The 14,413-nt window shown below is 71.7% G+C and carries 12 protein-coding genes and 2 pseudogenes; 5 read left to right on the forward strand and 9 right to left on the reverse strand.

Going from position 1 to position 14,413, the window contains the following annotated elements; genetic code table 11:
* Positions 1-5: 5 nt before the first annotated feature.
* Entirely contained in the window at positions 6-932 is a 927-nt protein-coding gene (locus EF387_RS15025) for a DMT family transporter (RefSeq protein ID WP_128377054.1), read from the forward strand.
* Positions 933-1,024: 92 nt separating this feature from the next.
* Here EF387_RS15025 and EF387_RS15030 read toward each other — a convergent pair whose 3' ends face one another.
* Positions 1,025-1,855, reverse strand: a complete 831-nt coding sequence (locus tag EF387_RS15030) for an alpha/beta fold hydrolase (RefSeq protein WP_128377055.1) — start codon at positions 1,853-1,855, stop codon at positions 1,025-1,027.
* Positions 1,856-2,071: 216 nt separating this feature from the next.
* On the opposite strand from EF387_RS15030, the pseudogene EF387_RS15035 reads away from it, so the two are divergent.
* Both EF387_RS15035 and EF387_RS15040 read left to right on the forward strand, forming a co-directional pair.
* Positions 2,072-2,668: pseudogene (locus tag EF387_RS15035) on the forward strand (sigma factor).
* Between the two features lie 235 nt (positions 2,669-2,903).
* The gene (locus EF387_RS15040; RefSeq protein ID WP_128377056.1) at positions 2,904-3,665 is read left to right on the forward strand and encodes a GntR family transcriptional regulator; all 762 of its coding nucleotides are present in this window, start codon (positions 2,904-2,906) and stop codon (positions 3,663-3,665) included.
* Positions 3,666-3,735: 70 nt separating this feature from the next.
* On the opposite strand, the gene EF387_RS15045 is transcribed toward EF387_RS15040, so the two are convergent.
* Positions 3,736-4,890, reverse strand: a complete 1,155-nt coding sequence (locus tag EF387_RS15045; RefSeq protein ID WP_128377057.1) for an ROK family transcriptional regulator — start codon at positions 4,888-4,890, stop codon at positions 3,736-3,738.
* Positions 4,891-5,242: 352 nt separating this feature from the next.
* Between EF387_RS15045 and EF387_RS15050 the strand changes: the two are divergent.
* Positions 5,243-5,611 (forward strand): annotated as a pseudogene (locus EF387_RS15050) (ABC transporter permease); the annotation flags it as partial.
* A 77-nt stretch (positions 5,612-5,688) separates the two neighbouring features.
* Here the strand turns inward: EF387_RS15050 and EF387_RS46675 are convergent.
* Positions 5,689-5,838, reverse strand: coding sequence for a hypothetical protein (locus EF387_RS46675; RefSeq protein WP_155589761.1), 150 nt, complete (start codon positions 5,836-5,838; stop codon positions 5,689-5,691).
* A gap of 239 nt (positions 5,839-6,077) precedes the next feature.
* Here EF387_RS46675 and EF387_RS15055 point away from each other — a divergent pair, with 239 nt between their 5' ends.
* Positions 6,078-8,459: an ATP-binding protein gene (locus EF387_RS15055; RefSeq protein ID WP_128377058.1), complete on the forward strand. Its 2,382-nt coding sequence runs from the start codon at positions 6,078-6,080 to the stop codon at positions 8,457-8,459.
* 67 nt (positions 8,460-8,526) lie between these two features.
* Here the strand turns inward: EF387_RS15055 and mug are convergent, their stop codons facing one another.
* From mug to EF387_RS15085, 6 genes are all read right to left on the reverse strand, one after another.
* Positions 8,527-9,072 (reverse strand): G/U mismatch-specific DNA glycosylase, encoded by a 546-nt coding sequence (gene mug, locus EF387_RS15060; protein ID WP_128377304.1) that lies wholly within the window; start codon positions 9,070-9,072, stop codon positions 8,527-8,529.
* Complete coding sequence (gene purB / locus EF387_RS15065; RefSeq protein ID WP_128377059.1) at positions 9,069-10,511, reverse strand: adenylosuccinate lyase; 1,443 nt, start codon at positions 10,509-10,511, stop codon at positions 9,069-9,071. Before purB ends, mug begins: the two co-directional genes overlap by 4 nt.
* Before the next feature lie 152 nt (positions 10,512-10,663).
* On the reverse strand, positions 10,664-11,005 hold the full coding sequence (locus EF387_RS15070) for a DUF4326 domain-containing protein (protein ID WP_128377060.1): 342 nt from the start codon (positions 11,003-11,005) through the stop codon (positions 10,664-10,666).
* A 37-nt stretch (positions 11,006-11,042) separates the two neighbouring features.
* Positions 11,043-11,843, reverse strand: coding sequence for an SGNH/GDSL hydrolase family protein (locus tag EF387_RS15075; protein ID WP_128377061.1), 801 nt, complete (start codon positions 11,841-11,843; stop codon positions 11,043-11,045).
* A 53-nt stretch (positions 11,844-11,896) separates the two neighbouring features.
* The gene (locus tag EF387_RS15080; RefSeq protein WP_128377062.1) at positions 11,897-12,919 is read right to left on the reverse strand and encodes a hemolysin family protein; all 1,023 of its coding nucleotides are present in this window, start codon (positions 12,917-12,919) and stop codon (positions 11,897-11,899) included.
* Positions 12,916-14,319: a hemolysin family protein gene (locus tag EF387_RS15085; RefSeq protein ID WP_128377063.1), complete on the reverse strand. Its 1,404-nt coding sequence runs from the start codon at positions 14,317-14,319 to the stop codon at positions 12,916-12,918. The genes EF387_RS15080 and EF387_RS15085 overlap by 4 nt, the downstream gene beginning before the upstream one ends.
* Positions 14,320-14,413: the final 94 nt, after the last annotated feature.

A 14,413-nucleotide genomic window follows, 5' to 3' on the forward strand; every position in this document is an offset into this window, starting at 1 on the left:
CTGCCATGAACGCCACCACCACCCGCGGGGCGCTGCTCGCCGCCCTCGCCTGCGTCCTCGTCGGAGGCTCCTTCACCGCCAACAGCGTGCTCGGCGACTATCCGTACGCGGGCGGCCAGTTCCTGCGCTACGGGCTCGCTTGCCTGCTCCTGCTGCCCCTCCTCCCGCGTGGCCGGGCCGCACGTCTGCGGGGCCTGAGCGCACGCCAGTGGGTGCGGCTCGCGCTGCTGGCGGCCATCGGCATGGTCGGCTTCAACCTCGCCGTCATCGCCGCCGAACGCACGGCGGAACCGGCGGTACCGGGCGTCTTCGTGGGCTGCGCGCCCGTGGTGGTGGCCGTCGTGCTGCCCTTCCTCGAGGGCCGCCGACCGCAAAGGGCCGTGCTGTACGGGGCGTTGCTCGTGGCCGTCGGGGCGTTCACCGTCCAGGGATGGGGTCGGACCGACGTGACGGGAATCGTCTACTCCGGGTGCGCGCTCGCCGGAGAGGTCGCCTTCGCGGTGCTCGCCCCGCCCGTGCTGCGTCCCCTGGGGCCGCGGCTGCTGTCCGTCGTCGTGTGCGGGCTCGCCGCGGCCGAGTCGGCGGCGGCCGGGCTGCTCGCCGACGGCGGGGCGTGGCTGCGCGTGCCGGACCGCACCGAGGCCCTGGCACTGCTGTGGCAGGCGGCGATCGTCACCGTCGTCGGGTTCGTGTGCTGGTACATGGGCATGCAGCGGCTCGGCACGGAGCGCGCGACGCTCTTCTCCGGCCTCATCCCCGTCGCCGCGGCCTGCACCGCCCCGCTGGTCGGGACGGGCGCCTACGGGGCGCCGCAGGCCCTGGGAAGCGCCCTCGTGGGCGCCGGAGTGGCGCTGGGATCCGGCGCCCTGCGACGGCGTGCCTTGCAAGGACGTGCCCCGCGACGGAGTGCCCTGCGACGGAGTGCCCCGTGACTACTCGGCCGATCCGATCCGATCCGATCTGACCGGACCCGACCCGACACGACCGGGGCCGGCCGCACCATCGCCGACCGGCCCGTCCCCGCTCAGCGGCTGCCGTCGAGGATGACGCGGGCCACCAGAGCGGGGTCGTCGTTCATCGGGACGTGCCCGCACCCGGGCAGCCGCACCAGCCGGGCGGCCGGGATGATGTGCTTGGCGCGGACCCCCTGACGGCGCACCAGAAGCCGGTCCCGGGTGCCCCAGGCGACCGTCACCGGAACCCCGGGCACGTCGTCCGTGAACAGCACGTCGGTGCCGGCCCGGAGGGTCTCGGCGAACCCGGCGGCGTTGCGCAGCGCCAGCGTCTCGGCGACCACGGCCTCCGGTGAACGCCGGCCGGGGCGTGCGTAGATCGTGCTGGTCAGCGCGGCGCGCCCCGCCGGAGACTGGGCCAGCCGCTCCACCATGGACAGGGGCATGCGCTGCGCCGCGTGCCGCATGGCCAGCAGTATGCCGAACGCGTAACGCCGTTCGACGGGCGACCAGAACCCGGCGGGCGACAGCGCCGTGACGGACCGTACGAGCTTCTCGCGGCCGAGCTCCAGCGCCAGCAGCCCGCCCAGGGAGTTGCCCGCCACATGGGGACGCTCGATCTCCAGCGCCTCGCACAGCCCGCCCAGGGCAGGCACCACCGTCGCCAGGTCGTGCGAGAGACCGTCGGGCAGCGCCGGGGACTCGCCGAACCCCGGCAGGTCCACCGCGATCACGTCACGCTCGGTCGCCAGGATGTCGACCACTGGGTCCCAGGCCTGCCGGTGGTGGCCGATGCCGTGCAGCAGCAGAAGCGGTTCACCGGCGCCCACGCGCGCGTAGGCGACGGTCACGGTCCGCGGGCCGGACGGAGAGGGGACGTCGAACGAGACCGTGGCGGACATCTGGTTGCTCCTCGTCTGGGACACGCTGACGGACAGTCTGGTGGGACACCCCGCGCGACAGCCCTGGAGACACGCTGACGGACGGCCCGAGGCACACACCGACGGACAGTCCGTGGGGCGCGCCCACGGACCGTCTTGTAGACAGCTTGTCAGCAACTGCTACCGACGGGTAGACCCCGGCTGGACAGACCTCATCCGGTCGGCTGGGACGGGAACGTGGCAGCCGGCTCCGCGACCGACCTCTTCGAACAGCACCGGCCCGTCCTCCTCGGTGTCGCCCACCGCGTGCCCGGCCGGGTGACCGACGCCGAGGACGTCGTCCAGGAGGCGTGGCCGCGCTGGTCCGGCGCGGAGTCGCACCGGGTGCGACTCCGCGCCCGTATCCGGTCCGCATCACCACCCGGCTCGCCGTCGACCGGCTGCGCCACGCGCAGGCGCGCAACGAGGCCTACTGGCCCCTGGCTGCCCCGGTCCCTCGCCGCGGCGGAGAGCGGCGACACCGAGGGGCCCATGGCCCTGCTCGCCCCGGACGTCCGGCGGGTCGGCGGCAGTGACGGCAAGGCCCGGGCCCCGCTGCGGGCCGTCGAGTCCGCCGACAAGGTGGGCCGGTTCCTGGCCGGCGCGGCCCGCAAGGGGGTCGCGGACGTGTCGTTCCGGCTGCTGGAGATCAACGGTGGCACGGCGCTGCCGGCACTCTCCGGCGGCAAGCCGGACTGCGTCGTCCAACTGGACGTCCTGGACGGCCGCATCCGGTGCGTATACATCATCCGCAACCCGGAGAAGCTGGTGTCGCTCCCCGCGGCCGAGGGCTGAGCGCACGGCACGCTCCGGCCGTCCCTCCCCGCGTGACCTGGGTGTCGAGGCTGCGTGACGGGCGCCAACAGTGTGTGAACGCCGTGCCGTACGCGCCCGGTTGGCGGCCCAGGGAATCGATGATTGGTCTTGACCAAGGGTGGGGGCGGGCCTATCGTCGCGGATAGTGCAGGAACCTTTAATAAACAAGGGCGCTTAAACGCCGCCGGGGACACGGCGAACGTCGGAGGACAGGGTGGGGACCACACAGCTGGAAACGGTGCCGGAGCCGAAGTACTGGCACCTCAAGACCGTGCTAAGTGAGGCACTCGACTCCGAGTTCACGGTGGGTGAGGTCCTGCCCAACGAACGGGAGCTGGCGTCCCGTTTCGGGGTGGCACGAGCCACCCTCCGCCAGGCCTTGGAGCAACTCGAGCTGGAGGGCCGGCTGCAGCGCCGTCGCGGGGTCGGCACCACGGTCGCCCCGCCGCGCATGGGTGTGGCCGTCGGCACCGCGCAGCACGCGTGGCCGGGAGCGGCCGGCGACGCCTGGCAGCCGGTGGACTGCACGGTCGCGGCCCCGCCCGTGGCGGTGTCGCGCATGCTGGAGACCGGCCGCAAGGAGCAGGTGCACATCGTGCGCCGCTCCCGGATGACGCACGGCCAGCCCGTCGCCGCCGAACTGCTGTACGTGCCGGACGCCTCGGCGCCCGGTCTGTCCGCCATAGAGGCGCCCTCCGGATCGGCACGCGCGCGTTCCGTGCTGCGCGCACTGCAGCGGCTGGAGCTGACGGGCCAGGACCGTGCCGTCGAGCTGGGCTCGGCACGCGCGGACGACGCCAAGGAACTCGACCGGCTGCCCGGAGCACCCGTACTGGTCGTCACCACCCGCTTCTTCGCCGAGGGGCGCACCGCCGCGGTGTCCGTCGCGACCTACCGCGCCGACACCTGCCGGCTGACCTTCGGCGACACCGGCAATGTGGAGATCCACCACGACCCGGAGCGCCGGGCCTCCTGACCCGCGCCGTCCACGGTCCGCACCCGCACGCCCCGGGACTTCCCGGGGCGTGCCGCGCTGTCGGCCGCAGTCAGCGGCCCGTCACCGTGCCCTCCACCGCGAACAGCTGCGCCTCCACATGGTCCAGCGCCAGCCGCAGCGCGCCCATCGCGACGGCGGCCTCGCCGAGCACCGACTGGGCGACGCGGGGCGGGCGCAGACAGTAGCGCGCGAGTTCCTGGCGCAGTGGCTCCAGCACGCCGTCCAGGCCCGTCGCCCAGCCGCCGATCACCACCAGCTCGGGATCGAGGGCGAGCACCAGCGCGGCCACGTCGTGCACCAGCCGCCGGATGAACCGGTCCACGGCCGCGCGCGCCCGCTCATCGCCTTCGCGCGCGTGCTTGAAGACCTCCGCGACCGCCTGCTCGTCCAGCGGGTGCAATGGTGTGTCCGTGGTCGACAGCAGCGTCTCCGGAGTGGCTTCGCGGCCCAGCAGGTGCAGCGCCCCGATCTCGCCGGCCGCGCCGCCGTACCCGCGGTGCAGCCGCCCCCCGATCAGTGAACCGGCGCCGGGGCTCAGCCCCGCCAGTACGAACACCATGTCGTCGGAGTCGACGCCCGCACCCTTCCAGTGCTCGGCCACGGCCGCCGCGTTGGCGTCGTTCTCCACCAGCACCGGGCACTTGAAGGACCGCTGCAGCCGCTCGCCCAGCTGCAGGCCCGTCCACTCCGGCAGGGCGGTGCCGAGGCGCACCGTGCCATCCGCCTCGACGATGCCCGGGGTGCCCACGCCGACCGCCTGCAGCGAACCGCGCGCGATCCCTGAGCGGCGCAGCAGGTCGGCCACCGCGGTGCGCAGCCGCTCCAGCCGCTCGTCGGCGGACGCCGTCTCGGACACGTCCTTGGCCGTCGATCCCAACAGCCGGCCGTCCAGGTCGGACAGCAGCACGGCGACCCCGTGCGCGCCGATCTCCAGTCCCAGCAGATGGCCTGCCTCCGCCCGGAAGCGGAACCGCCGCGCGGGCCGCCCCTGACGCCGCGCGGCGCCCTCCTCGGCCGCCTTCTCGACCACCAGCCCCGCGTCGATCAGCCCCTCGACCACACCCTCGACCGTGGGCCGGGACAACCCGGTCACCCGGGCGACCTCGGTGAGCGTCGCGGAATCGGTGGCGCGCAGCGTGTGCAGCACCACGGCGGAGTTGATCCGCCGCAGCAGAGAGGGGTCCCCGCCGGTCAGCCGCCCCAACGTCGTCCTCCCAGCTCGTGCGCGTGTGTGGGCGGATCGTACTCGGCGCCGCGCTGACCTGCGAGTGCCGGGTGGAGATCATCCCGCGGAGGGGAAGGTGCCGCGCCGCCGGCGGGGCCGTGACCGGCGGCTGGTCGGGGCAAGGACCGGGCGTGCCGCGCCCGGCCGGCAGGGTCTTCAACTGGTGGGTGTTTCATTTAGGGATCCTTGTTGATGCTGCATAGCAGGGTTGGCGTGGATCTATAGGTAATCCGTGGTCTGTCATGCGATGGTGTGGGGCTCGCGCCGGGTCGGGCTGTCCGGTGCTGATGCGGCCGTAGGGTCCGTGGTCTTGGAGCTTCTTCGTTTGGCGGTGGCCGCGCGGACGGGGCTCGGGGCCGCCGCGGACGGACTGTCCTGGGGCGAGCAGGTGCGCGGGGTGGCGGGCTTCGGGATCTACGTCATGTTGATGGCGCTGTTCGCGGCCGGGCTCGCGGCGTTGCTGGGGAGCGGTGTGACGGCGATCGGCATCATGATCCCATTCATTCTGCTTGCCTCGTTCGTGTTCGGTTACATGGCCGACGGGTTGACGGACGGCCTGCCCGACAGGGCCGGGCAGGCCGTCCTCCACGAGACCTCGGAAGGGCACCTCGGGCCGTGGTCGGGCCTCCTGGTGACGTTCGCCTGGACGGCCGGCGTGCTCCTGGCGGGCGCATGGAGCGTACGTCGGCGGGACGCCTGAGCCCGGAGCCTGCGTTGCGTGGCGCCGCACCGAACGGGAGAGGGCGACCTGCCCTTTCCGGGCAGGTGGTTGGGCGGCTACCAGTAGCGCGGCTGTCCCGTGCTGTGGGCCGGTGTGGGATCCGGCGCCCCCGGGCCCTCGTAGGAGGCGCCCGTCGCGTGCAGGACGAGCGCGATCACCACTGCGAGGACGATGGCACCGAGGAGCATGTCGGTGATCGCCTTCACCAGAAGTTCGAGGACGCGCTTTCCGGGAAGTAATACTAGGCAAATCAGTATGACGAAGGACATGGTGGACATCGGATCCTCCGCTCGGACCACACCACATCGGCTGAGATGCCTACTACGCTGCACTTCAGCCCAGGGTGGTCCAAGGTGCGAAGGGGTTCACGTTGGTTACGAACGCGGACAATCTACTCATTATCCTATCGATTCCGGCATCGTGAACCCGTTGCGGGCCGAGAAGCATGGACGAACGGACACCGGGGGCCCAAGACGTCCCGCCGGCCCCGGAGACAGCACGCACCATCGCCGAATTCGGTGCTCTGCTCCGGCAGTTGCGTATCTGGGCGAAGGTCTCGATCGGTGCGCTGGGCAGACAGAGTGTGGGCACCCGCTGCTACGGCAAGCTGGGCAAGGGAACCGTCTCCCAACGGGAACGAGGGCAAGGCATGCCCAAGTCCTATGACGATTACGAGTTGTTCGTGGACTGCTTCGTGCGCGCCTGTCTCGCCGGAACCGACCTGACGCCCGACAACGTCGAGGCCGAGGTCGCACGCTGGTGCGGCGCATGGCGGGAGCTGGCCAACGCGCCCTGCCCGGACCCGGTCGCCGAACACGTGGTGCCGCGTTCGCTGCCGCCGTCGATGACCGCCTACCTGGCGGGCCGCCACACGAACGTCGACGAGTTGGACCAGCTGCTGCCCGGCTCGTCCGCGGGACACGACGCCCCGCTCGTCGCCATCACCGGGCCGCCCGGTGTCGGCAAGACGACGCTGGCCGTCCACTGGGCCCATCGGGTGGCGGACCAGTTCCCGGACGGGCAGCTCTACGTCGACCTCTGCGGCTGGGACAGTGCCCATGAGGCTCTCGCGCCGGAGACGGTGCTGGGCCGCTTCCTCAGGGACATCGGTGTTCCCGACGCGGAGATGCCGACGACACTGGACGATCTCCAGGCGCGGTACCGCACCGAGATCGCCGACAGGCGCATGCTGCTGGTCCTCGACAACGCCGCCGGGTCCGAACAGATACGCCCCCTGCTGCCGGGTTCACGCCACTGCCGCGTCGTGGTGACCAGTCGCGCTCCGGTGACGGGCGTCGGCGCCCGCGCCATGCCGCTCGGCGTGCTGAGCGAGACCGAGTCGTCCGACCTGATCGTCTCGCTCATCGGCGGCACACGCGCCCGGAGCGAACCCGAGGCGGTCGACCGTCTGACACGCCTGTGCGGACGGTTGCCGCTCGCCTTGCGCGTGGTGGCCGAGAGCATCGCCGTTCGTCCAGCCATCCTGGTGGCCGAGGCAGCCGAAGAGATCGCCGACGAGACGACCCGCCTGGACGCCCTCGTCGCGGGCGACGACGAACCCCGCGACATCCGCTCGATCTTCTCCTGGTCACTGCGCGGCCTCAGCCCGTCGTCCGGCCGGCTCTTCCGGCTGCTCGGCCTGCACGAAGGGCCCGACATACCGCTTCCCGCCGTCGCGGCGCTGGCCGACATGCCGACGGCCGCGGCGGGGAGGCTGGTCCAGACACTCGCCCGCGTCAACATGATCGAGCAGCGCCCGGGTGGCCGCTACCGCTTCCACGACCTGCTGCGGCTGTACGCACGGGAACGCGCGCTCGCGGAGATCCCCCGGGAGGAACGGCTCGAGGCAGTCAGAAGGCTGGGCGCCTGGTATCTCAAGGCGGGTGACGTTTTGGACCGGGTCTTCGCCCCCCGGCGCCGGCGCGTGCCGATCGACGATCACGAGCTCCCCGCCGTCCCCGCGGCGCCGCACCTGCAGGACCACCGTGCGGCGTTCGCCTGGGGTGACACGGAACGGGCCAACGTCCTCACGGTGGTGCGCCAGTGCGCGCGGGAGGGCCTGGACGCCATCGCGTGGCTGCTCACCGCTGCGATGGGCGAGTACTTCTACCTCCGGCGGATGTGGTCGGATCTCTACGGGACCCACGCGGACGCCCTGCCTTCCGCGCAGCGGGAGGGCCCCTTCGCGGAGGGCTGGATCCGCAACAACCTCGGATTCGCAGGAAGTTACCTCGACCTCCATCGCGAGGCGGAGCAGCACTGCCGGATCGCGGTGGAGGCCACCAGCAGCATTGACGACTGGATGGGGCTGGGCATCGCCTGGAACAACCTCGGGCTCGCCCTCACCGGACTGCAGCAGTGGGAAGAGGCCGTCGCGGCGTTCGAGCGCGCCCTGGAACTGCATCGCTCCCACGGCATCCGATGGGGCGAGGCCCACGCCGTGATGAACATGGCACGGGCCTGCTCCAGAAGGGGCGAGTGGGCCTCAGCCGTCGAACACTACGAGCGGGCCCGGGAACTGCACGGCGTCATCGGCAACCGTGTGCTGGAGGGGACCATGCTGCACGAGCTGGGCCTCGCGCACGCCTCGCAGTCCCACTGGAGCGAGGCCACCGACTGCTATCTGCGCGCTCTGACGGTGCACAACGAGGTGGACAACCGCATCGGTGCCGGCATCACCCTCGACGACCTGGGCACGGCGCTGCTGGCCGAGGGACACCGGGAGGAGGCGTTCGACCGGTGGAGCCAGGCCCTGATCGTCCTCGACGAACTGGCGCACCCACGCGCCGCGCTCGTACGCAGTCGCGTGGAATCCGTGCGGTGGTGACCGGACGGTGTCCGCCTGCCCGCCCGGCGCTACCGCCTCCCCCATCCAGGGCAGTCCTAGGGGATCCCTAGGCCGGAGCAGCCTCCCGCAGGCGTGCGAACTCCTCCGCCATCGTCTCCGCCGTCCAATGGGCGTTCAGACCGCTCGGGTTGGGCAAGACCCAGAGGCGGGTGTCGCCGATCTGCCGCTGCTGCGGGCCCACTCGGGCCTTGCGGTCGTCGAACGCCGCCCGGTACGCGGTGACACCCACCACGGCGAGCCACCGGGGACGCAACGAGGCCACCTTGAGGCTCAGCTGCCGCCCGCCTTCGAGGTACTCGTCCGCCGTCAGCTCGTCGGCGCGCGCGGTCGCCCGTGCCACCACGTTCGTTATGCCGAGCCCGTAGGAGAGCAACTCGCCCTGCTCCGAGGGCTTCAGCAGGCGCGGGGTGAAACCCGACAGGTGCAGAACCGGCCAGAAGCGGTTGCCGGGGCGCGCGAAGTGGTGTCCCGTCGCGGCGGTCATCAGGCCCGGGTTGATACCGCAGAACAGGACCCTCAGACCGTCCGCGACGACGTCCGGCACAAGCCGGTCACGGGCCGCCTCCAACTCCTCGGGTGTGAACCGCGTCAGAGGATCGCCCCCGGTGTGTAACCCGCGGCCTCCGGACGCTGCTTCACGACCTCCTCGATCCGGCCCACGACCACCGAGACCTGGTCGGCCGCGGCGCCCGTGAAGGACAGCTTGTCCGCCATCAGCTCGTCCAGCTGGGCGCGGTCGAGCGGGATGCGGTCGTCGGCGGCGAGCTTGTCCAGCAGGTCGTTGCGCTCGGCCCCCTGCTCGCGCATGGCGAGGGCGGTGGCGACCGCGTTCTCCTTGATGGCCTCGTGCGCGATCTCCCGGCCCACACCCGCACGCACCGCGCCCATCAGGACCTTGGTCGTGGCGAGGAACGGCAGATAGCGGTCCAGTTCCCGTGCGACGACCGCGGGGAAGGCGCCGAACTCGTCGAGGACGGTCAGGAACGTCTCCAGCAGTCCGTCCAGCGCGAAGAAAGCGTCCGGCAGTGCCACCCGGCGTACCACCGAGCACGACACGTCGCCCTCGTTCCACTGGTCGCCCGCCAGCTCGCCCGTCATCGACGCGTAGCCCCGCAGGATCACCATCAGACCGTTGACGCGCTCGCAGGAACGGGTGTTCATCTTGTGCGGCATCGCGGACGAGCCGACCTGCCCCGGCTTGAAGCCCTCGGTCACCAGCTCGTGCCCGGCCATCAGCCGGATCGTCTTCGCGAGGGACGACGGTGCCGCGGCCAGCTGCACCAGCGCGGTCACCACCTCGTAGTCCAGCGAGCGCGGGTAGACCTGGCCGACCGAGGTGAACGCCTGCGAGAAGCCCAGGTGGTCGGCGATCCGCTGCTCCAGCCGCGTGAGCCGCGCCGCGTCGCCGCCGAGCAGGTCCAGCATGTCCTGCGCCGTGCCCACCGGGCCCTTGATGCCGCGCAGCGGGTAGCGGCCGAGCAGCTCCTCGAGACGCGCGTACGCGACGAGCAGCTCGTCGGCGACGGTCGCGAAGCGCTTGCCGAGGGTGGTGGCCTGCGCCGCCACGTTGTGCGAGCGGCCCGCCATGACCAGCTCGCCGTACTCGCCCGCCAGCTTGCCGAGCCGCGCCAGGACCGCCACCGTACGGTCGCGCATCAGCTCAAGGGAGAGCCGGATCTGCAGCTGCTCGACGTTCTCGGTGAGATCCCGGGAGGTCATGCCCTTGTGCACGTGCTCGTGCCCGGCGAGGTCGTTGAACTCCTCGATCCGCGCCTTCACGTCGTGCCGCGTGACCTTCTCGCGCTCGGCGATCGAGGCGAGGTCGACCTGGTCGAGGACGCGTTCGTAGTCGGCGATCGCCGCGTCCGGCACCTCGATCCCCAGGTCCTTCTGGGCCCGCAGCACCGCGAGCCAGAGCTGCCGCTCCAGCTTCACCTTGTACTCGGGGGACCAGAGCGTGGCGAGCTCGGCGGAGGCGTAGCGTCCGGCGAGGACGTTGGGGATACGGGGCTTGGCTGGCGCAGAAGTCACGTGTACGGATTCTACTGGCGAATCGTGCAGGCCAGCCCCGCGGGGTTCGTTGGCGGAAGCTACAAGCGACCCCGCACGGCTCAGGGCTTGCCCGGCCTGCCCTGCCCGGAGGTTCACGGACGGGGCCAGGCCCTGATCCGTCCGGACAGGCCCTACCCCTCCTTGTCCGCCAGCTCCGCCAGGATGTCGGCGTGGCACAGCTCGGGCGCGCACCAGCACGCCAGGGTCTTTCCGCGCAGCTCGGGCACCAGTGCCAGCAGCTCGGGACGCTCCATCAGGTACGCCCGGTACTTCTCCATGACCTCCGCGCGTGTGCCGTCCCGCTTCCTGGACGCCGTGTCGGGGACGAACGGGTTGTAGAGCGGATGCTGGGGGAGGTCCCAGTGGCCCATGGTCCAGCGGCGGCCGACGTAGACCAGGTCGGCGGGCGCGTGTTCCAGCCGGGGGCCGAACTCGCGGATGTGGCCCTTGAGGTTGATGACGGTCGTGGACATGTGGAGCTCCCTTCAGGAGCTCCACTATCGCGCTGAACTACGCCGCAGGCCCCTCGGAGGGCAGCGGACTCTCGTACGGCAGCAGCTCCGGCCGCTTGGCCGGGCGCCCGTCACCCGATGAGCGGCCCGTCAGCCGCCGTCCGATCCAGGGCAGCAGGTGCTGCCGGGCGAAACGGGCGTCGGCGACGCGGCGGGCCATCCACCCCGGCGGCAGGGTCGACGGCATCGGGGTGTGCCAGTCGGGGTCCTCCGCCTCGTAGCCCAGCGTCTGCCACACCGCCTCCGCCACCCGGCGGTGGCCCTCCGCCGTCAGGTGCAGCCGGTCCACGTCCCACATCCGGGGGTCGGACAGCGACGGTGCACCGTACAGGTCGACCACCGTCGCGCCGTGCCGCTCGGCCAGCTCGTCTATGCAGGCGAACAACTCCTCCATGCGCGGGCGGAAGCGCTCCAGGACGGGCCCGTTGCGACCCGGGCTGCGCATCAGGACGAGCCGATCGCAGGCGGGCGCGAGGCGCTCCACGGCCTCTTCGAGCAGGCCGCGGACCCGGCCCATGTCGCATTTCGGCCGCAGAGCGTCGTTCAGGCCGCCCACCAGGGTGATCACATCGGGTCGCATGGCAGCCGCGACGTCCACCTGCTCCGCGACGATCTGTCCGATGAGCTTGCCGCGCACGGCCAGGTTGGCGTACCGGAATCCGGGGGTCCGGGCGGCCATCCGTCCGGCGAGCAGATCGGCCCAGCCGCGGTACGAGCCGTCCGGCAGCAGATCCGACATGCCCTCCGTGAAGGAGTCGCCCACCGCGACCAAGCTGGTGTAAGTGACATTCGTGTACATGGCGAATGCGATGGTAACGCGCTCCGCCGAGTGCCCCGGCGGCGTTGCCGGTCTCACACCGGCTGCCCGAACAGCGCCCGCAGCACGTCCTCCAGCGTCACCAGCCCCGCCAGCCGCCCGTCCCGGCTCCGTACGGCCGCGAGATGTGTGCGGCTCCTGCGCATCGCGGTGAGGACGTCGTCCAGCGGGGCGCTCTCGCGGACGCGGGCGATGGGGCGCATCTCGGACACCCGGAACGGCCGGTCGTGCGGCGACGCGTCCAGCGCGTCCTTGACGTGCAGATAGCCGACGATGCGGCGGCTGTCGTCCACGACCGGGAAGCGGGAGAAGCCGGACTCCGCCGCCAGCCCCTCCAACTCCTCCGGAGTGAGGCCGACGCGCGCGTACACCACCCGTTCCAGCGGCAGCATCACATCGCGCACCGGACGTCGCCCCAGTTCCAGCGCGTCGTGCAGCCGCTCCTGAGCGCGGTCGTCGATCAGGCCGGCTTCGCCGGAGTCCTTGACCAGCCGGGCCAGCTCGTCGTCCGAGAAAGTGGCCGTCACCTCACTCTTCACCTCGACCCGCAGTAGCTTCAGCACGCCGTTGGCGAAGGCGTTGACCGAGAAGATCACCGGTCGCAGCGCCCTGGTCACGGCGACCAGCGGCGGTCCGAGCAGCAGGGCCGTGCGCACCGGCTCGGCGAGCGCGACGTTCTTCGGCACCATCTCGCCGAGCAGCATGTGCAGATAGGTCGCCAGGGTCAGGGCGATGACGAACGAGATCGCGTGCCCCGCGCCCTCGGGCACCCCGGCGGCGTGGAACACCGGCTCCAGCAGATGCTCGATGGCGGGCTCGGCGACCACACCGAGCACCAGAGTGCACAGTGTGATGCCGAGCTGCGCCGCCGCCATCACCGCCGACACGTGCTCCAGACCCCACAGCACACTGCGCGCCCGCAGGTGGCCCGGCTCTCCCTGGCCGGTGAACGGCTCGATCTGACTGCGCCGTACGGAGATGAGCGCGAACTCCGCTCCCACGAAGAAGGCGTTCAGGACCAGGGTCGCGAGACCGATCAACAGCTGTACGACGGTCATGGGCCCTCCCCGACCTGCCGGTCGTCCATCGGGCCGGCGTCACCCTCGTCCGTGAGCCTCGCGGGATGTCCGTCCGGGGCCTGCTCGGCGGGCCAGTTCGGCGGCGCATGCAGCAGCACCCGCGCCGCCCTCCGCCCCGACGCGTCCAGCACCTCGAGCCGCCATCCGGCCACGTCGACGCGGTCCCCGGTCGTGGGGATCCGCCCCAGTTGCGTCGCGACGAGCCCGGCGAGGGTCTCGTACGGTCCCTCCGGCGCCCGGAGCCCGACGCGTTCCAGCTGGTCCGTGCGGGCGAAGCCGTCGGCCGAGTACTGGAAGCGCCCGTCCGGGGACCGCCCCGCGGGCGCCAGGTCCGGTACCTCGTGCGGGTCGTGCTCGTCCCGCACCTCGCCGACGACCTCCTCGACGATGTCCTCCAGGGTGGCGACCCCGGCGGTGCCCCCGTACTCGTCGATGACGACGGCCATCGTCCGCTTGCCGGACAATCGGTCCAGCAGCCGGTCCACGGTCAGCGAGCGGGGTACGAGCAGCGGCTCGCGCATCCGCTCCACCACGCTTCGGCGGGGGCGCTCCCGGGCCGGGACAGCGAGTACGTCCTTGATGTGCACCACCCCGACCACCGAGTCGAGGGTGCCGCGGTAGACCGGGAAGCGGGACAGCCCCGTCGCCCGGGTCGCGTTCGCCACGTCCTCGCAGGTCGCCGCGACCTCCAGGGCCACCACCTGCACCCGCGGGGTCATCACGTTGCCCGCCGTCAGATCGGCGAGGTTGAGCGTGCGCACGAACAGTTCCGCCGTGTCCTCCTCCAGGGCACCCTCCCGCGCGGAGTGCCGGGCCAGGGCCACCAGTTCCTGGGGCCCGCGCGCGGACGCCAGTTCCTCGGCGGGTTCGAAGCCGAAGCGGCGGACGAAACGGTTCGCGGTGTTGTTGAGGTGGGTGATGAAGGGACGGAACGCGGCGCTGAACCAGCGCTGGGGCGTGCCGACCCGTTTGGCGAGGGCCAGCGGCGAGGAGATCGCCCAGTTCTTGGGCACCAGCTCCCCGACGACCATCAGGAAGACCGTCGACAGTCCGGTGCCGATGACCAGGGCGAGCGATTCCGCTGTGGTGCGTGATATGCCCACCGACTCCAGTGGGCCCGCGATCAGCTTGGCGATGGACGGCTCGGCGAGCATGCCGACCACCAGGTTGGTGACGGTGATGCCGAGCTGCGCGCCGGACAGCTGGAAGGTCAGACTCCGTACGGCCTTCAGCGCGCCCGCCGCACCGCGCTCACCCCGTTCCGCGGCCCGCTCGAGCTCGCCGCGCTCGACCGTGGTCAGCGAGAACTCCGCCGCGACGAAGGCGCCACAGGCCACCGAGAGCAGCACCGCGACCGCGAGGAGGAGCACTTCGGTCATCGCGTCACCTCCGTCCCATGATCGGTCGGCGGCGGGGGGAAAGCGAAACCGCCGTGAGCCCTCCGGGGCCCGCCGTGAGGCCTCCCCGGGCCCA

Source organism: Streptomyces cavernae, assembly GCF_004023625.1.
GTDB lineage: Bacteria > Actinomycetota > Actinomycetes > Streptomycetales > Streptomycetaceae > Streptomyces > Streptomyces cavernae.

Coding starts and splice junctions, on each gene's coding strand:
- EF387_RS15025 (WP_128377054.1), top strand. CDS start 6: ATGAACGCCACCACCACCCGCGGGGCGCTGCTCGCCGCCCTCGCCTGC.
- EF387_RS15030 (WP_128377055.1), bottom strand. CDS start 1,855: ATGTCCGCCACGGTCTCGTTCGACGTCCCCTCTCCGTCCGGCCCGCGG.
- EF387_RS15055 (WP_128377058.1), top strand. CDS start 6,078: ATGGACGAACGGACACCGGGGGCCCAAGACGTCCCGCCGGCCCCGGAG.
- EF387_RS15070 (WP_128377060.1), bottom strand. CDS start 11,005: ATGTCCACGACCGTCATCAACCTCAAGGGCCACATCCGCGAGTTCGGC.
- EF387_RS15075 (WP_128377061.1), bottom strand. CDS start 11,843: ATGTACACGAATGTCACTTACACCAGCTTGGTCGCGGTGGGCGACTCC.
- EF387_RS15080 (WP_128377062.1), bottom strand. CDS start 12,919: ATGACCGTCGTACAGCTGTTGATCGGTCTCGCGACCCTGGTCCTGAAC.
- EF387_RS15085 (WP_128377063.1), bottom strand. CDS start 14,319: ATGACCGAAGTGCTCCTCCTCGCGGTCGCGGTGCTGCTCTCGGTGGCC.